Annotated in this window: 16 protein-coding genes; 13 read left to right on the top strand and 3 right to left on the bottom strand. The window is 63.3% G+C overall.

What is annotated here, in order from left to right:
* Positions 1 to 39: 39 nt before the first annotated feature.
* From AC1VXC_RS00910 to AC1VXC_RS00930, 5 genes are all read left to right on the top strand, one after another.
* A complete protein-coding gene (locus tag AC1VXC_RS00910; protein ID WP_057629976.1) occupies positions 40 to 528 on the top strand; it encodes a hypothetical protein in 489 nt (162 codons plus the stop codon).
* A 468-nt stretch (positions 529 to 996) separates the two neighbouring features.
* Positions 997 to 1,281 (top strand): YfhL family 4Fe-4S dicluster ferredoxin, encoded by a 285-nt coding sequence (locus AC1VXC_RS00915; protein ID WP_313169765.1) that lies wholly within the window; start codon positions 997 to 999, stop codon positions 1,279 to 1,281.
* The gene (ggt, locus tag AC1VXC_RS00920) at positions 1,278 to 3,020 is read left to right on the top strand and encodes a gamma-glutamyltransferase (RefSeq protein WP_313169766.1); all 1,743 of its coding nucleotides are present in this window, start codon (positions 1,278 to 1,280) and stop codon (positions 3,018 to 3,020) included. The genes AC1VXC_RS00915 and ggt overlap by 4 nt, the downstream gene beginning before the upstream one ends.
* 468 nt (positions 3,021 to 3,488) lie before the next feature.
* Positions 3,489 to 4,379, top strand: coding sequence for an MBL fold metallo-hydrolase (locus AC1VXC_RS00925; protein ID WP_313169767.1), 891 nt, complete (start codon positions 3,489 to 3,491; stop codon positions 4,377 to 4,379).
* 96 nt (positions 4,380 to 4,475) lie between these two features.
* Positions 4,476 to 5,312, top strand: a complete 837-nt coding sequence (locus AC1VXC_RS00930; RefSeq protein ID WP_481538115.1) for an alpha/beta hydrolase family protein — start codon at positions 4,476 to 4,478, stop codon at positions 5,310 to 5,312.
* 116 nt (positions 5,313 to 5,428) lie between these two features.
* Here AC1VXC_RS00930 and AC1VXC_RS00935 read toward each other — a convergent pair whose 3' ends face one another.
* Together AC1VXC_RS00935 and upp are read right to left on the bottom strand one after the other, a co-directional pair.
* Positions 5,429 to 5,839, bottom strand: coding sequence for a g-type lysozyme inhibitor (locus AC1VXC_RS00935; RefSeq protein ID WP_481538116.1), 411 nt, complete (start codon positions 5,837 to 5,839; stop codon positions 5,429 to 5,431).
* 58 nt (positions 5,840 to 5,897) lie between these two features.
* Positions 5,898 to 6,530 carry a uracil phosphoribosyltransferase gene (gene upp / locus AC1VXC_RS00940; protein WP_313169773.1) on the bottom strand — a complete coding sequence of 211 codons (633 nt, stop codon included), beginning with the start codon at positions 6,528 to 6,530 and terminating at the stop codon, positions 5,898 to 5,900.
* Here upp and AC1VXC_RS00945 point away from each other — a divergent pair.
* From AC1VXC_RS00945 to AC1VXC_RS00975, 7 genes are all read left to right on the top strand, one after another.
* Positions 6,529 to 7,167, top strand: coding sequence for a hypothetical protein (locus AC1VXC_RS00945; RefSeq protein WP_481538117.1), 639 nt, complete (start codon positions 6,529 to 6,531; stop codon positions 7,165 to 7,167). The two genes, upp and AC1VXC_RS00945, sit on opposite strands and share 2 nt — an antisense overlap.
* Before the next feature lie 28 nt (positions 7,168 to 7,195).
* Positions 7,196 to 7,708 carry a hypothetical protein gene (locus AC1VXC_RS00950; RefSeq protein WP_313169776.1) on the top strand — a complete coding sequence of 171 codons (513 nt, stop codon included), beginning with the start codon at positions 7,196 to 7,198 and terminating at the stop codon, positions 7,706 to 7,708.
* 289 nt (positions 7,709 to 7,997) lie between these two features.
* Positions 7,998 to 10,517, top strand: coding sequence for a TonB-dependent receptor (locus AC1VXC_RS00955; protein WP_481538118.1), 2,520 nt, complete (start codon positions 7,998 to 8,000; stop codon positions 10,515 to 10,517).
* Positions 10,514 to 11,623 (top strand): NHL repeat-containing protein, encoded by a 1,110-nt coding sequence (locus AC1VXC_RS00960; RefSeq protein ID WP_313169778.1) that lies wholly within the window; start codon positions 10,514 to 10,516, stop codon positions 11,621 to 11,623. Before AC1VXC_RS00955 ends, AC1VXC_RS00960 begins: the two co-directional genes overlap by 4 nt.
* The gene (locus tag AC1VXC_RS00965) at positions 11,623 to 13,011 is read left to right on the top strand and encodes a purple acid phosphatase family protein (protein WP_481538119.1); all 1,389 of its coding nucleotides are present in this window, start codon (positions 11,623 to 11,625) and stop codon (positions 13,009 to 13,011) included. The genes AC1VXC_RS00960 and AC1VXC_RS00965 overlap by 1 nt, the downstream gene beginning before the upstream one ends.
* Positions 13,012 to 13,024: 13 nt before the next feature.
* Positions 13,025 to 13,627: an inorganic diphosphatase gene (locus AC1VXC_RS00970; RefSeq protein WP_481538120.1), complete on the top strand. Its 603-nt coding sequence runs from the start codon at positions 13,025 to 13,027 to the stop codon at positions 13,625 to 13,627.
* A 210-nt stretch (positions 13,628 to 13,837) separates the two neighbouring features.
* Complete coding sequence (locus AC1VXC_RS00975) at positions 13,838 to 14,317, top strand: hypothetical protein (protein WP_481538148.1); 480 nt, start codon at positions 13,838 to 13,840, stop codon at positions 14,315 to 14,317.
* A 135-nt stretch (positions 14,318 to 14,452) separates the two neighbouring features.
* Here the strand turns inward: AC1VXC_RS00975 and AC1VXC_RS00980 are convergent, their stop codons facing one another.
* Positions 14,453 to 15,475 carry a LysR family transcriptional regulator gene (locus AC1VXC_RS00980; protein WP_481527981.1) on the bottom strand — a complete coding sequence of 341 codons (1,023 nt, stop codon included), beginning with the start codon at positions 15,473 to 15,475 and terminating at the stop codon, positions 14,453 to 14,455.
* 515 nt (positions 15,476 to 15,990) lie between these two features.
* Between AC1VXC_RS00980 and AC1VXC_RS00985 the strand changes: the two genes are divergently transcribed.
* Complete coding sequence (locus AC1VXC_RS00985) at positions 15,991 to 17,187, top strand: efflux RND transporter periplasmic adaptor subunit (RefSeq protein WP_481538149.1); 1,197 nt, start codon at positions 15,991 to 15,993, stop codon at positions 17,185 to 17,187.
* The last annotated feature ends 86 nt before the right edge of the window (positions 17,188 to 17,273 follow it).

The following is a 17,273-nucleotide window of genomic DNA, read 5'->3' on the forward strand; positions in this document are numbered from 1 at the left end:
ATCTTTTCAGTAACACCACTTTTCAACGGGAGAACGATCATGAAGAACACGATGCGCGTGCTGCTTGCCGCCTCGATGGTGCTGGCTGTAACGGCCTGCAAGAAAGAAGAAGCACCGGTAGTCGAAGCGCAGCAGGCGCTGGTCGCCCCGGCCAAGGATGACGACGCGGGTTGGAAGAAGTACCTGCAGGCAGTTGCGGTGCAGAACATGGGCAACATCACTGCAAGCCCGTTCCTGTATTACCTGCCGCCGGCATCGGATCCGGAATTCGCCGCCAAGTACGACCGCCAGGTCGAGAGCGCCACCACCGCCATCGGCCGTGGCATCCAGCCTGGCAACATGCTGGCTTTCGGTTCGTCGAACTCGGCCAAGATGGCCGACCTGATCGAAACCGGTTTCAAGGACGTGCAGGCTGACTCGATGAAGGGCGTGCGTGTGGTGTTCATCGGCGATGCCGCTGACAACGCCCGCGTGCAGACCATCGTCAAGCCGACCGGCGCCGACTACATCTTCGTCGAAGCCAAGTGACGCACTGGCGCGGGGCCGCGTAGCGGCTCCGCCTTTGCCAGCGCGTCATCCCCGCGAAGGCGGGGATCGCTCTGGCTGTTGCTCTAGCTTCTGCTCTGGCTCGGGTTTTGGCTTCTGTTGCAGGTCTGCTCTGGCTTGAGCCCTGTTCCAGCTGGCGCGGGGCCGCGTAGCGGCTCCGCCTTTGCCAGCGCGTCATCCCCGCGAAGGCAGTGGTCGCTCTCGCCTCTTGCCTCTTGCCGTTGCCCCAGCTCCCGTCTGGCGTAAACAGGCCAACGCTGCGCAGGCCCGGCCCCAACAAAGCCGGCATTCACACGCGCAGAACGCTGTGGAAGCAATGTCTTGGGCCCCGGCAAAACCAGTATCCGGTAAGCTTGCTGTCGGCGCTGCCTCTGGCAGGCCATGAACAGCAGGACCGATGAACCGGCAGTCGCCGGTTGCAAGCCCCGCTCCGACGGGAACACCGCAACAATGTCACTCAAAATCAATGAGCTCTGCGTCAACTGCGACGTCTGCGAGCCCGCCTGTCCCAACCAGGCCATCGCAATGGGCGAGACGATCTATGTGATCGATCCGGCCCGTTGTACCGAATGTGTCGGTCATTTCGATGAGCCGCAATGCGTGGTGGTGTGCCCGGTCGAATGCATCGACCCGGACCCGGAGATCGTCGAAACCGAAGACCAGTTGCTGGCCAAGCTGGCCGGCCTGCGTCGTGATCACCCTGAGTTTTACCAATCGGAGAATCCAACGGCATGAAACTCGTTGCCCGTTCCCTGCTGCTGTTCGCACTGGTGCTGCCACCGGCTGCGTGGGCAGCCGATACCGCGCCGGCGCGTGCCGCACATCCCGATGGCGCGGCGATCGCCAGTGGCCACGCGCTGGCCACCCAGGCCGGCATGGAAATCCTTGGCAAGGGCGGCAATGCGTTCGATGCCGCGGTGGCCGTTTCCTCCACCTTGGCCGTGGTCGAGCCGATCAGTTCGGGTCTGGGCGGTGGCGGGTTCTTCCTGCTGCACGACGCCAAGACCGGCAAGGACCTGATGCTGGATGCGCGTGAAACCTCGCCCGAGTCCGCAACGCCCGAGCAGTTCCTGGACAAGAATGGTGAGCTGGACCGCGACCGTTCGGTGAATGGCCCGTGGTCAGCCGGTATCCCAGGTCTGCCGGCAGCGCTGGTGAAGCTGGCGCGCGAGCATGGCAAGCTGCCGCTGCGCGAATCATTGGCACCGGCAATCCGCGTGGCCACCGATGGTTTCCCGGTGTATGCACGCATGGCCCGTGGCTATGCCACCCGCCGCGAAGTCATGGACCGTTACCCGGGGACCCGTGAGGTCTACCTGCGCAACGGCAAGCCGATTGCCGAGGGCGATATCTTCAAGCAGCCGGAGTTGGCACATACGCTGCAGCTGCTGGCCGCCAACGGCTTTGATGGCTTCTACCGCGGCGAGACCGGCCGCAAGCTGCTGGCCGGCGTGAAGCAGGCCGGTGGCCGCTGGACTGCCGAGGAACTGGCCGGCTATACGGTCAAGACCCGTGAGCCGATCGTGTTCAACTACCGTGGCTGGAAGATCACCACTGCCTCGCCGCCATCCTCCGGCGGTATCGCGCTGGCCTCGATGCTGCAGATCCTGGAGCCCTGGGATCTGGCCAAGATGGATCAGGCACACAGCACCCACCTGGTGGTGGAGGCGATGCGTCGTGCCTATCGTGACCGTACGTTCTTCCTCGGTGATCCGGACTTCGTCGACATCCCGCAGAAGGTGCTGACCAGCCGCGACTACGCGCAGGGCCTGCGCGCCACCATCCATCCGGAAAAGGCCACCCCCAGTGACCTGCTGTCGGGCAACCCGACGCCGCTGGAAGACGACGAGACCACGCATTTCTCCATCATCGACAGCGAAGGCAACCGCGTTGGCGGCACCCAGACGGTGAACCTGCTGTATGGCTCGGGCCTCATTCCGGCGGGCACCGGCGTGCTGCTGAACAACGAGATGGACGATTTCGCGCTCAAGCCGGGTACCCCCAACGCCTTTGGCGTGATGGGCTACGAGGCCAATGCGCCGAAGTCGGGCAAGCGCATGCTCAGCTCGATGACGCCGACCTTCATGGAAAACGATGACAAGGTCGTGGTGATTGGTACGCCGGGTGGCAGCCGCATCATCACCATGGTCCTGCTTGGCATCCTCGGCTATGACGCCGGTCTGGACGCACAGCAGGTAGCCGCCTTGCCGCGCTATCACCACCAGTGGTTGCCGGATGAGATTTCGGCGGAAACCGGCGCGTTCTCGCCGGAGGTCGCCAGGCAGCTGCAGGCGATGGGCCACAAGGTTGAACTGCCGGGCGACTCGGCCGAAGGCGGACGCGGTTCCAGCCATGTCTGGGGCAACCTGCAGACGGTGGAGTGGGATCGGCGCAGCAATGTGCTCAGTGGCGGCAGCGATCCGCGCAACCCGGTGGGTAGTGCCGAGGTTCGCAAGTCGGGCAAGGCTGACTGAGGACACCAGAAAACCCCGCTTCGGCGGGGTTTTTATTTGGCTGCGGGAAAGGCGTTGGCTTTTGATCTTTGCCGTCATTCCCGCGAAGGCGGGAATCGCTTTGGCTTCGCTTTACAGTCGTCATTCCCGCGAAGGCGGGAATCGCTCCTGCTCTGGTTCTTGCAGTTGCTTCTCCGCTTGGGGGAACGGGCGGGTGAGGGCTGAGTTAAACGGGCGAAGAGCGAAGATCGAAAGGCGAAGGGCAAGAGCGATTCCCGCCTTCGCGGGAATGACGGCATGAGAGCAGGGGCAGGACCAAACCCAAACCCAAACAAAAACCCAAACAAAAACCCAAACCACGGCCCTTCGGCGCCCCGCCGCCGCCAAACATCACATAACAGCGCGTTTCCTATCTGCATCGACCGCCCGTCAATTATCCGGCGCCGATTCCTTGCGAATATTTAACGCGCTGCGGGTAGAATTTTTCATATGAAACTATGGTCGATTCGCGGTAACTCGCAAAAACTCGATGGCGGTGCAATGTTCGGCAACGCCCCCAAGGCATTGTGGGAACGGTGGGCGCCGGCCGATGACGCCAACCGCATTGAACTGGCATGCCGGGCGTTGCTGGCCAGTCCGTTGGGGGGCAAGACCGTATTGTTCGAAACCGGCATCGGTGCTTTCTTCGAGCCCAAGTTGCGTGAGCGCTACGGTGTACAGGAGCCGCGCCATGTGCTGATCGACTCGCTGCGTGAAGCAGGCTTCGAGCATGAAGACATCGACGTGGTGGTGCTGAGTCATCTCCATTTCGATCACGCAGGGGGCTTGCTGGCACCGTGGTCGGAAGGTCGCGAGCCGGAGCTGTTGTTTCCCAATGCGACCTTCGTGATCGGCGCGGAACATTGGGAGCGGGCCAAGCATCCGCATCCGCGTGATCGGGCCAGCTTCATTCCCGAATTGAGCGGGTTGCTGGAAGCCAGTGGACGCCTTGAGATCGTCAGCGGCGCCTATTCGAAAGCGCTGGGCGAATCGGTGCGTTTCAGCTTCAGTGACGGTCACACGCCAGGCTTGATGCTGGCCGAGATCGTCGGCCCCGAGCGGGTCAACGGCCAGCCGCGCGGCGGCGTCGTGTTCTGCGCGGATCTGATCCCGGGGCGCTCCTGGGTACATGTGCCGATCACCATGGGCTATGACCGCAATGCCGAGTTGTTGATCGACGAGAAGCGGGCGTTCCTTGAGGACAAACTGGCGCGCAACGTGCATTTGTTCTTCACCCATGATCCGCAGTGCGCAATGGCGCAGGTGGTGCGTGATGAGAAGGGGCGCTTTGCGACCGCTCATGAAGTCGGCGAGTTGAAAGCGCGGACCCTGGCCGCCTGAGCTGACCAACGGCAGCTGAAAAAACTGACTTCCGGCACTGATTCCGGAAGTCTTCAAAACCGACATTGGTCCCATCATCCAGATCGGGGCAATGTCTTGAAACTTCCTTCTCTGCTGCAACGTGCCGGATTCGCCGTGCTCATGCTGTTGGGGCCGGCAGCTATTGCGCTGGCGGCTCCCAGCCAGGTACTGCCGCTACAGGTCAGTGCCGAGCGCTCCACCACGCTGGCGATCTGGGAACCGACGCAGGTGCGCGGCGTCGTGTTGTTCTCATCCGGACATGGGGCCTGGCCCGAACGCTACGATCGCCTGCTGCGGTCGTGGGCGGATGCCGGATTCGTGGTGTTGGCGCCGCTGCATGTGGATTCGATGAAGTATCCGGAGCGTGAGCGTTTCTCGCTGCAGCAGGGTTTGAGCGAACGGTTTGCCGACATGCGCGCGGTCAGCACTTACGCGGCGGCGCATTGGCCGGGAAAGCCGGTTGCCGCGAGTGGCCATAGTCTGGGGACCTTGATTTCGGCAGCGCTGGGCGGCGCCCTGAGCGGGCTTGGGCCGTTGCGTGACCCATCGGTCGTGGCTGTGCTTGGTTTTTCCTCCCCGGGGCGCATTCCGGGCCTGATCAACGAACAGTCGTATGCCTCATTGGCAGTGCCGCTGTTGCTGGTCACGGGGGACAAGGACCTGGTGCCGGGCTTCGTCAGTGACCCGGTGGACCATCTCTATCCCGTAGAAACGGCGCCTGCCGGCGACAAGACCGGCGTGGTGCTTGCCGGCGGCGATCACAATCTGATCGGCGGAGAACCGGAACTCCTGTTCGAGCGTGCTCGCGATCTGGGGACCGCATTCCTGCGGGCGCAACTGCTGCAGGATGAGCAGGCGCGGGAGGTATTGGCGGCACCCACTCCCGCGGATGAACGTTGGCTGCGCCGTTGATGTGCAGATACGGGGCGATCCGTGATCTGGCAGCGGAGAAGGGCGCTTGAGCCGCCCTTCATTCCACCCGTGTGACGACGCCTGCATTGCCGTGGCAAGCACCCGCAGGAATGCCGTCAGTGAATCGCGAAGCTGATCGCATAGGTCGCGCGGCTGCCGCGGCGGGCCGCCGCACGCACCTGATACACCTGCACGGTATAGGTTCCGGAGGCGGACAGTACGCCGTGCCAGTCCTGCCCCTCGCTGCCACTGCCAAAAGCCGTGGCAACGCCGGGAATGTCGTCGGGGGCGTAGATATTGAAACCGACGTTGCTGTTGCCGGTCAGGCTTATCCGCATGGATTGCCCGGCTTTGGCAGCCAGCGTGTAGTTGACGCTGTCGTAGCCCTGCAGGCTGTGGGTGGTGCTGAAACTGCTCGTGCCCTTGGCAAACTGGACGGGCGTGGTGCTGACCTTGTCGGCGCCACTGGCGGTGGGCATGGCAACTGCCAGTGCCGCTGCCAGGGCCAGGAAAAGTGCGCGTTTCATCGTATCCACCTTTCGGGCAGGGTGATCGTGGCGATCTTCAACGGGCAGGTTGCGAGGGTCAACCGATCCGGGTACCAAAGATGCGGTCACCGGCGTCGCCCAGGCCCGGCATGATGTATCCCTTTTCGTTGAGGCGCTCGTCAATGGCGGCGGTATATACCTCCACGTCCGGATGTACGGCTTCCAGTGCCTTCAGGCCTTCTGGTGCGGCGACCAGGAAGATGCCCTTGATGCGCCGGGCGCCGGCCCGCTTGAGCATGTCGATGGTGGCGATCAAGGTGCCGCCGGTGGCCAGCATCGGGTCCAGGATCAATGCATCGCGTTCTTCCAGGCGGCCGGTCAGGCGCTCGAAGTAGGGTACGGGCTGCAGGGTTTCTTCGTCGCGTTGCAGGCCGACAACGCTGACGCGCGCGGCGGGAATCAGCGACAGTACCCCGGTCAGCATGCCCAGGCCTGCGCGCAGGATAGGCACCACGGTGATCTTGGCGCCGGCAATGCGCTGCACCTGCACCGGCCCGGCCCAGCCGTCCATGGTGTGGCTCTCGGTTTCCAGGTTGGCGGTGGCCTCGTAGGCCAGCAAGGTACCCAGTTCATTGACCACCTCACGGAAATCCTTGGTGCTCATGGAGGCGTCGCGGAGCAGGCCGATCTTGTGCTGGACCAGGGGATGACGGACTTCGACGATTTTCATGGGAGTGATCGAGCAGGAGGAGGCTGCCATTTTAGCGCCCCGGTGCGTGTACCTTGTGGAGTCGAAGAGGGAGCCCAAGGAAAACAGGCGCATGTGCAACCCGGGGATTGCCAGGCTGGCAGTGTTGCTGCTCGCAATGTGGACGGGGCATGGGAACGCCCTGCCGGTGCTGCCGCCATTGGAGCAGGAGGTGGTCAACCCCGGCGAAGTGATCTTCCGCAACGGCGTGGCGTACATCGATCTGGGGCATGGTCGCCTGGAGCCGCTGCGGCGGCGACAGCAGGACGGGGCGTACTACCGGATGGTCCGTTACGACGCGGAGTTCGGCTACGTCCGGGCCCCCGATGCGATGGCGTACCCGGACGTGGATGTTGATTCCATGCCAAGCGCGCGAAGTTCCCGCGCGGCGTCGGTTGCTGGCCCCTATGACATCGAAAGCCGTATAAAAGGCCGTTTTGAAGGATGGACGGGAAAAACCTTGTTCCTGTTGGAGAACGGGCAGATCTGGCAGCAGACCGACGGGCGCGTGCAGCGCGCGTTTGGCAGCTCTCCGCGGGTAACGTTGAGGCGGCGGGCTGGTGGTCATGAGATGTCGGTTGAAGGCGTGTCTGCCACGGTCACGGTACGACAGCGCTGATGACGCGCGCGGTCCAACAGGAGCACACATGCGGGCAATGACATGGATGGCTGTCGTGGGGGTGTTGCTGCCACGCCTGGGTTGGGGCGGGGAGTGCCATGTGGCCAGCGTGCTTGCACCCGATCGTCTGGATGGACGCCAGGGCGAGATCATTGCCTTGGCCGATCGTAGCGTGTGGGAAGTCACGGCTGGCCCCGGCTACATGGACAGGCCCCGGGGCGAGGTGATCGTATGCCCGTCGAGCAATGAGATGGGGGTGGGCGCCGAGGTGCTGCGGATACGCACGGTGGAGCGTTCCGCTTCAGCCCGTATCGAGAATGCCATCCGTATCGAATCGGTGATCAAGGGCAGGTTCAACGGATGGAGCGGGAAAACCGAGTTCGCACTTGCCAATGGACAGGTCTGGCGGCAGGTGCGTGGGGGGCATTCTTCCGGGTCGAAGGATGACCCCAGGGTATGTCTCACCCGAAAGGCAGACGGCGTCTACGAAATGCAGGTGGAAGGTTTCGTCAGCAGGATTGGCGTGATCCGTATCAGGTGACTGCGGCGTCAGGCAATGCGGAATGCCGCCTGCGGCCCGTCTCGTCCGGGCAACGATTGGCAAACCATCGTGCCGCTGCAGCGGGGGCCAAGCAGGTGACGCATTGCACGCCTGGTTGTGCCTGCCCGTGCTGTACCCGGCAGGTAACAGACTGAAACATTCCCGCTGTGTCACTGTAACTGTCGCGTAACCGGACGGACATACCGTGCACACCCATCTTTTACACAGATTGGGGGCAGTAGTGCGCAAGAGCGTCTTGGTGGTGGCGGTAACGAGCGCGGTGGCCTGCATGGCCGTTGCACCTGCATATGCGCAGCAGGCCAGCACGGCCGATGGTGCATCCACGCTGGCCAGTGGGGCGGCTGCGGCCATCGACCTTGAGCGCATTGAAGTCCGTGCGCAGCGCGAAGCGCAGATCCGGGCGGTGGAGCTCAAGCGTGATGCCAATGGCGTGCAGGATGCGGTTGCCTCCGACTCCATGGGCGACTACCCGGACATGAATGTTGCCGAGTCGCTGCAGCGCCTGCCAGGTGTCAGCGTCACCCGCGATCAGGGCGAGGGGCGTTTCGTGGTCATACGCGGCCTGGATGCGGCCCTCAACAGCGTCAGCATCGACGGCATTGCCATCGGCACGCCCGAGGATTCGTCACGTGCAGCACCGCTGGATGTGATTCCTTCGGAGTCCACGGAACGCTTGCGGGTGATCAAGTCGGCCACACCGGACATGCCGGGGGACGCCATCGGTGGCGCGGTGGTGGTGGAGTCGGCGTCGGCATTCGACCGTGATGGTCGCTCCTTGAAGGGCAAGCTGGAAGGCAGCCACCAGGAACTGTCGGGCGAGACCAGCCCGAAGGCCGCGTTCAACTACAGCGAAGTGTTTGGGGAAACCTTCGGTGTGGCCTTGGGTGTGAACTACCAGAAGCGCACGTTTGAATCCGACAACACCGAAGTCGAATACGACAACTACGACGGCGGCGCCGATGATGATCTGGCCGCGGTGGAGATCCAGCGCCGCAAGTACACCATCGAGCGTGAGCGCACCGGTGCCAACCTGAATTTCGATTGGCGGCCCGATGATGCCAACCGCTATTACCTGCGCACGCTATACAGCCGGTTCGACGATGCCGAAACCCGCCAGCGCACGATCTTCGGCCTCGGCGACGGTGAAATCACCGCCCTTGGTGACGGCCGCTACCAGGTGGACGACTTGCCGGCCGATGCCATCAGCAAGCGCATGCGCTATCGCACCAAGGAAGAAAACACGCTCGCGGTCAGTCTGGGCGGCGAGAACCGCCTGAGCGCTGCCGTGCTCGACTACAAGGTGGGTTATACCAAGACCCGTGAGCGCGTGAACGACGAGATGGAAGCGCGGTTTGACTATGACGGCGGTGACCTGTCGGCAACACTGGACCAGAACAGCGGCATTCCCGGCTTGAGCCTGAGCGACAGCGGCTGGATGGACAACGGCAACTATGTGTTTGATCGCGTGGTGCTCTCGCCCAAGCAGATCGACGACAGCGAGCGCAGTGCGCTGGTCAATATCCGTTTCGATGGTGACAAGGCCAGCTACAAGTTCGGCGTGCTGGGGCGCTGGCGCGAGCGCGATGTCAACGTGGATGAGGTCGAGCTGCGCAGCGGCCCGGCGGTTGATCTTTCCAGCTGGAATGGCAAGACCCTGGATCATCGCGGTGGCAGTCTCGGCCAAGGCATGAGTTCGGCGGCGATGCGCGCCTGGTGGGCAGCCAATGGCAGCAAGTACAGTGCGAAGTCAGGCGACGTTGCTGGCAACAGGATGACCTCGCTGGAAGAGGACTATGTTGCCAATGAAGACATCTTCTCGGCCTATGCGATGGGTACCTGGGATATCGGTGCGTTGCGGGTGATCGGCGGCGTGCGCGTGGAGAACACGCAGTTCAACGCCACCGGCAACGATGTTGATGTTGCCAGTGACGGCAAGACCGTCACGGTGACCCCACGCATCGCCAACAACAGCTATACCAGCGTGCTGCCAGGCCTGCACCTGCGCTACGACACCAACAACGACTGGGTGCTGCGCGGCTCGCTCAACAAGACCGTGGCGCGACCGTCGTTCGGTGATGTCTCGCCGCGTCTGGCCGTGAACCGGGACGACGAGGAGGCCCGCATCGGCAATCCAAACCTGGATCCGTACGAGTCCACCAACCTGGATTTCTCCTTCGAGCGTTACCTGGGCGAGAGCGGCATCATTTCGCTCGGCCTGTTCCACAAGTCCATCGATGGCTACATCGTGCAAACGGTGACGGACAATGATCCCGAGTATCCGGGCTTCGACGTGACCCGTTCCATCAATGGCGACAAGGCCAAGGTGTTCGGTGCCGAGTTCAACTGGCAGCAGCAGCTGAGCTTCCTGCCTGGCGCCTGGTCGGGCCTGCTGGTGGGTGCCAGCGGCACCTGGCTGGATACCGACTTCGACCCGGGTATCGCTGGACGTGAACGCGACGATTTCAACTTGCCGCGTGCGTCCAAGAACATCTACAGCGCGCATATCGGCTATGAATGGGGCGGCCTCAGTACCCGCCTGGCCGGTGTCTATCGCAGCGAGTACCTGGACACCATCGGCGACAGCCGTGCATTCGACATCTATGTCGCGCCGCATACCCAGCTCGACTTCAGCTTCGACTACAAGCTGAGCAAGAACGTGAGCCTGTACCTGGAAGCTTCCAATCTGCTGGATGAGCCGCTCGAGCTGTACCAGGGCGTGTCCTCGCGCACCCTGCAGAACGAGGAATACGGCCGTACTTACGCGATCGGCGTGAAGGTGGCGCTGTGAGGGCCGCGCTGCTCGCTACCGCCGTTGCCTTGGTGCTGAGCGCCTGCCAGCCGGTGCCGAAGTCCAGCACGCCGCCGACTGCTGCCGACCTCGCCGAGGGCGCGACCGCCGTCCCGTCCAGCCTGGTGGCCGAAGCCTTCCTGACTCCGATGACCCCGGCTGACAATATTGATTCGCCGGCAAGCTGGCGCGGCGCTGATGGCCGGTTGTGGCTGATCGCTACCGCCAAGGCCACCGACAAGCTGGTGGTGTACGACGGCCAGACCGGCAAGCATCTGCGTGACGTCGGCAGCACCGGCACCGCGCTGGGGCAGTTCGATCGCCCGAATGGCATTGCCGTGCAGGATGACCTGGTGTTCATCGTCGAACGCGACAACCATCGCGTGCAGGTGTTGCAGTTGCCGGACTTCAAGCCGCTGGGCGTGTTCGCCGGCAATGATCTGCGCAAGCCTTATGGCCTGTGGGTCAATCCGGTGCAGGGCGGCTATGACTTGTACGTCACTGATTCCTACGACGATGGCGAGGACGCTGCTGGCAACGACATCCTGCCGGCACTTGATCGTTTGAACGAGCGTGTACGCCGCTATCACGTCAAGGTCGAGGGTGACGCGGTGCAGGCCAGGCTGATACGCAGCATCGGCGACAGTTCGCCCAAGGGTGCGCTGCGTGTGGTCGAGTCGATCTGGGGCGACCCGGCCAATGACCGCCTGCTGATCGCCGAAGAAGACGAAACCTATGCCAGCGAGTTCAAGGTCTACAACCTGGCAGGCGACTTTACAGGGGAGACCTTTGGTCGCGGCCTGTTCAAGGCCCAGGCCGAAGGCGTGATGCTGCGTACCTGCGGTGATGGCGGCTGGTGGATCACCACCGAGCAGGGCAAACAGCGCAGTACCTTCCATCTGTTCGATCGCAAGACACTGGCGCCGGTGGGCTCGTTCCACGGCAATACGGTGGCCAATACCGACGGCATCTGGAACAGCCAGCAGGTGTCGGCACGTTTCCCGCAGGGGGCGTTGTACGCGGTGCACGACGATCAAGGCGTGGTGGCCTTCGATTGGCGTGACATCGCCAAGGCGTTGTCGCTGCCGCAGGACTGTGGCCAGTGATGGCGCGGGGACGTTGTCGCCAGCGGCTGCCGCTGCTGGCGCTGATCAGCGCAGCGCTGATGGGCGCAGCTGGAGCGGTGGGGGCCGCTCCAGCTGCCGAGCCCAATACGCAGGTGCCGGCGGGGAGCCGGCACTACGCGGCCAGTGACTTCCCTGACCGTATCGTCGCGTCGCCAGCACAGGATGCCAGCGGCGGTTTCGCGGTAGCGTGGCGCACCGCGCCACTGGCACAGCCGGCGTTGCTGGAAATCACCGTGGCTGGCGACTCGCCGGACATGGGGCAGGTGCGACAGCTCACTGCGAGCAGCCAGCTGCTGCAGACCGAAAACGGCAGCAGCCAGCATCATCGTGCGCTGATCGATGGCCTGCAGGCCGACACGCTGTATGCCTACCGGGTGCAGGGGCAGGGCACCTGGAGTGCATGGCAGCACTTCCGTACCGCTGCTGGTGCTGGCCAGCCGCTGACCGTGCTGTATTTCGGTGATACCCAGAACAAGAACCTCAGTCATGTCAGCCGGGTCATACGACAGGGCTGGCAGACCGCACCGGATGCGCGGCTGACGCTGTTTGCAGGTGATCTGGTCAGTGGCGGTGATGGCGAGGACGACAACGAATGGGGCGAGTGGTTTGCCGCCGGTGGCTGGCTGCTGCCGGGCATGGCGGTCGCACCGGCCGCAGGGAACCACGAGTACTTCGAGGAGTTCGAGGACACGCCGCAGGAACGGCGTGTGCTGGGCAAGCATTGGCCGGTCACTTTCGCATTGCCGGGCAATGGCGCGGCTGCTGCTGCCAGTACGACGTATTGGTTCGATTACCAGGGACTGCGCGTGGTGGTGCTGGATGGCACGTCGGCGCTGGATCTGGGCACCGCCAAAGCGCAGGCAGGCTGGTTGGACGGCGTACTGGAAAGCAGCCAGCAGCCCTGGAACATCGTGGTCGTGCATCAGCCGCTGTATCCGTTGCGTGCCGAACGCGACACCTCGGTGCTGGCCAGCGAGATCCGCCCGGTGCTGCAGCGGCACAGGGTCGATCTGGTGCTGCAGGGCCATGATCACACCTACGGTCGTCGTGCCGATGCAGCTGCGGCGTTGCCGCAGTACATCTCATCCGTCGCCGGTCCCAAGCAGTACCGCTTGTCGCCGGAAGCGCGCGCGACGATGAAGCCCACCGCCGAGGACACGCAGTTGTTCCAGGTGCTGCGGCTGGATGACAAGGGCCTGCGCTACGAGGCGCGTACGGCGACGGGGCGGCTGTATGACGCATTCCGGATCAGCCGCAGTGCCGCGGGTGACAAGCAGTTCAGCGAGATCACCGAAGGGCGCATCCCGCAGCGCGATTGCCCACGTGCAGTCTCGCCCAAAGGCCGCGATGACCGTTGCTGGGAGTGAGCAGGTGAAGACGATGCAGACAGTCTTATTCGGCGTATTGCTGGCGATGGCTTCGCCGTTGTTGGCGGCGGGTGAACTGCTGCACCCCTTCACCTTGCCGCAGCCCGCCAATGCACCGCAGGAAGCGTTGCTGGCGGTGGAGATCCCCGCCGGCGGTGCGATCAAATACGAGCTCGGCGAGCACGGCGAGCTGCGGGTGGATCGCTTTTTGTCGATGCCGGTCACGTATCCGGCCAACTATGGTTCGATGCCGCGGACCCTGGCTGGCGATGGAGATCCGTTGGATGCGCTGGTGTTGACCCGTTTCCCGATCCAACCCGGTGCGGTCGTGCGCTTCCGTCCTCTGGGCGTATTGCGCATGATCGACAAGGGGCAGGCCGACGAGAAGATCGTCGGTGTGCCGGTGGATGCAGTTGACCCAAGCTATGCCAACGTACGCTCCCTGCAGGATCTGCCGGCAATCGAGGTCCAGCGCATCGAAGCCTTCTTCCGTATCTACAAGCAATTGCCTGGCGGTGCAGACATCCAGCTCAATGGCTGGGGTGACGCTGCCGAGGCCCGGCAGGTGATCAGCAGGGCATTGGCCGGTTACCGACAGGCCATGCCTGCACGCTGAGTACCGAACCGGTTTCACGGCTTGGGCGGTGGCTTGCACCTATAATGAACGCGGATTCGTCCCAATCGGTCATCGCGGGCAGGTCGGCAATGCTGCCGCCGTGATGGCAACAGGTAGCAATGACGGCGCGGCCAGGGGTGTTGGCCGGGCAATCACGGCGGGCTGCCGGTAGCGGCAGGTGCCCAATCAAGGAGGGTGGTCATGCGCATTATGGGTAAGGCGTGGAACAAGCTGGCGGTTGCCGCCATGTTGTTGGCAGTAGCAGCGAACGCGGGAGCGGCGCCTCCGTTGGAGGAGGAAATCGTCAATCCCAGCGAAGTGCTGTTTGAGAACGGCAAGGCGTATGCCGATGCCGGCGGTGGGCAGATGGAGCAGTTGCACAGCCGCAAGCAGGGCGGCGAGACCATTTACTACCGTTTGGTCCGCTACGACAACGAGAACGGCTATGTCGGCAACGATGGCGCGCAGGTGTTGGCGCAGACCTTCCGCACCGAGTCGAGCATTGGCGAAACACCTTACCGCTACTACGGTTCCGGTCATTTCTCCCGTCCCGATTTCTACAACAGCCCTTACAACCGCGATGCGCGCCAGCGCTATTCCGGGCCGGGTTACTTCGGCAGCTGCAGTCGCTATGACGGCTGCAAGGAAGTGCAGATCGTGCCGTTGTGGCCGTATTACCGCGGTTATTGATCTTGTATTGATGCTTGGACAGCGTCCCGGGTGCGTTTCGCTTACCCGGGCTACGAACCGGCGCTGCATCGCTAGATGCAAACAGAAACGGCGGCCTTCATGGCCGCCGTTTCTGTTTGGTGCCTAGCGCGGTGCTCAGGCGCTGAGCGCTTCAACCACGCGCAGCTTGGGGTGTCCCTTCGAACGCTGCTGATATTCCTGCTCGATGTCCGCCAGACGCTTGGCGTTGGGGCATTGCAGCATCATGTAATTGGCGTCGAAGTTGAGCTTGGCGACCAGGAAATCGATGAATGCGCGGACCTTGGGTGAGACCAGGCGGCCGCCCGCAAACACTGCGTTGAAGTCATAGTCCGGGCCGGTCCAGCCGGGCAATATCTGCCGCACCATGCCGGACTCGACAAAGGGTTTGGCCATGACGTCGCTGCTCAGCATCAGGCCCTCACCCGCTACCAGGGCCGCGTTGAGGGCCGAGGGGTCATTTGCGACGATCAGCGGAGTGACCGGAAATTCGCGCATTTCCCCGCCATTTTCAGCCAAGGTCCAGGTAAAGCGCTGGTTCTGGCCGTGGTGGGCCTTGCGGATGGCAAGCGTGCGATGGAACTGCAACTCGTCCGGATGCTGGGGTTCGCCGTGCACGGCGATATAGGCCGGGCTGGCGAATACCTGGGTGCGCAGGCTGCCAAGCTTGCGAGCGATCAGGTTGGAGTCGGGCAGGGGGCCAACCCGCAGCGCCAGATCCACTTCGCCGGCGATGAGGTCCAGGGTTTCGTTGCCCAGGTGCATGTCGACCCGGATCTCGGGGTACTCACTCTGGAACTGGCCCAGCAGTGGGGCAATCCAGCAGGTGCCAATTGAGTACGGCACCGTGAAACGCAGCCAGCCGCGTGGGCCGGACTGCAGCTGACTGACCGCACTTTCGGCCTGGTCCAGTTCGCGGGCGATGCGCTGGCAATGTTCGTAGTACACGGTCCCTGCCTCGGTCAGGCCAAGGCGGCGCGTGGTCCGGTGCAGCAGGCGCGCGCCAAGACGCGTTTCCAGCTCCTGTACCTTGCGGCTGACCGTAGTCTTGGGTTGGCCGAGCAGGCGCGCAGCCGCAGTGAAGCTGCCTTGTTCAACCACTTTGACGAAGATCAGGGTGTCGTTGAGATCGTTGGCCATGGGAGAGGACTCTTGCGGCAGCGGAATTGTGCCGGCGACGGGATGATTATTCCCTTCAATCCGTACTAATCAAGTATGGATTTGAGGCCTACCTTGTACGCCTGTACCCATTCTGGACTTGCCGTCATGCGTATGCGCTCCCCCATGGCACTGCCGGCGCCACGCCGTGAACCCAGTTACCGCAACGCTTTGCCTTCAAGGTCGGCTGGCAATCGATTGAATCCATTGCAGTTTGAGTCCCTGGTCGGCAACCGGCGGGCGGAAGCCCAGGGAACCGACCGCTCGGTTGGGGCGGCGGTGTTGCGGCGCCTTCTGTGTCGCTTTGTCCCATCAATGGTCCAAAAATTTCCGCGGACGGGACAGTGATCCCGCTGCAACCGACATCGCTCCGACCGGTCAGAGCGCCGTTGCGCAAATCCGCGCATGTGCGGACGAGTGCCTGGTTGCTGTCGCGCTCCGCTTTGTAGTCCTGCAATTCCCTGATCACCTCCCCCTTGGAGCACGAAATGAAAGGTATCTCCCCCTCCCCCACGCTGCGCCGCGTTGCCTTGGCAGGCATGTCGGCATTAAGTCTGGCCGTCCTGGTCGCCTGCAGCGGCGGCCATGCCGAGAATGGGCCGCCGCCGGCACCCGAAGTAAGCGTCGCGCCGGTGCTGATCAAGCAGGTCGCGCAGTGGGATGAGTTCAGCGGTCGCATCGAGGCGGTTCAGAGCGTTGAGCTGCGTCCACGGGTGTCCGGCTACATCGACAAGGTCAATTACGTCGAAGGCGATGAGGTGAAGAAGGGCGACGTACTGTTCACCATAGATGCGCGCAGCTACCAGGCCGAGTTCAACCGTGCGCAGGCCGAATTGAACCGCGCACGCACGCAGGCAGGTCTGGCACGCAGCGAGTCCGAGCGCGCCCGTCGACTGGCCGAACAACAGGCCATTGCTGCCGAAACCGCCGAACAACGCCGCGCCAGCGCCGATCAGGCCGCTGCGCAGGTGCAGGCAGCACAGGCGGCCTTGGATGCGGCACGGCTCAACCTGGAGTTCACCAAGGTGCGTGCACCGATCGATGGCCGTGCAGGCCGGGCGATGGTGACCGCTGGCAACCTGGTCACCGCCGGTGATGCCGCCAGCGTGCTGACTACGCTGGTGTCGCTGGATACCGTGCACGTCTATTTCGATGCGGACGAATCCACCTATCTGCGTTACGCGCAGATGGCACGCGATGGCGAGCGCCCCAGCGAACGCGATCAGGCCTTGCCGGTGAAGGTCGGCTTGAGCGGTGAGCAGGGCTACCCGCATGAGGGCAAGGTCGATTTCCTCGACAACCAGATCACCCGCAGCACTGGCACCATCCGCGTACGGGCACTGCTGGACAACGCCGGTCGCCAGTTCACTCCGGGCCTGTTCGCTCGCGTGCAGCTGTTGGGCAGTGGCCAGTTCCAGGCGGTACTTGTAGACGACAAGGCGGTGCTGACCGACCAGGACCGCAAGTACGTGTTCGTACTGGACAAGGACAACAAGGCGCAGCGTCGTGATGTGCAGCTTGGTCGCAATGCCGAGGGCCTGCGCATCGTCGAGCAGGGGCTGGCCGCTGGCGACAAGGTGATCGTCGACGGCGTGCAGAAGGTGTTCATGCCAGGCATGCCGGTGCAGGCCAAGCCGGTGGCGATGCAGAGCGTCGCGGCATCAGCCACCCAGGCCGTGAGCAGCATCAACTAAGCCGCCAACTACCTTTGCCGGCGTGGCTGCCGTCCGTGCGTGTCTGCTCCTGTTGGGAGCGGGCAGGGCGGCTGCAGCCTGACGCC

Source organism: Stenotrophomonas sp. STEN033 (assembly GCF_056856655.1).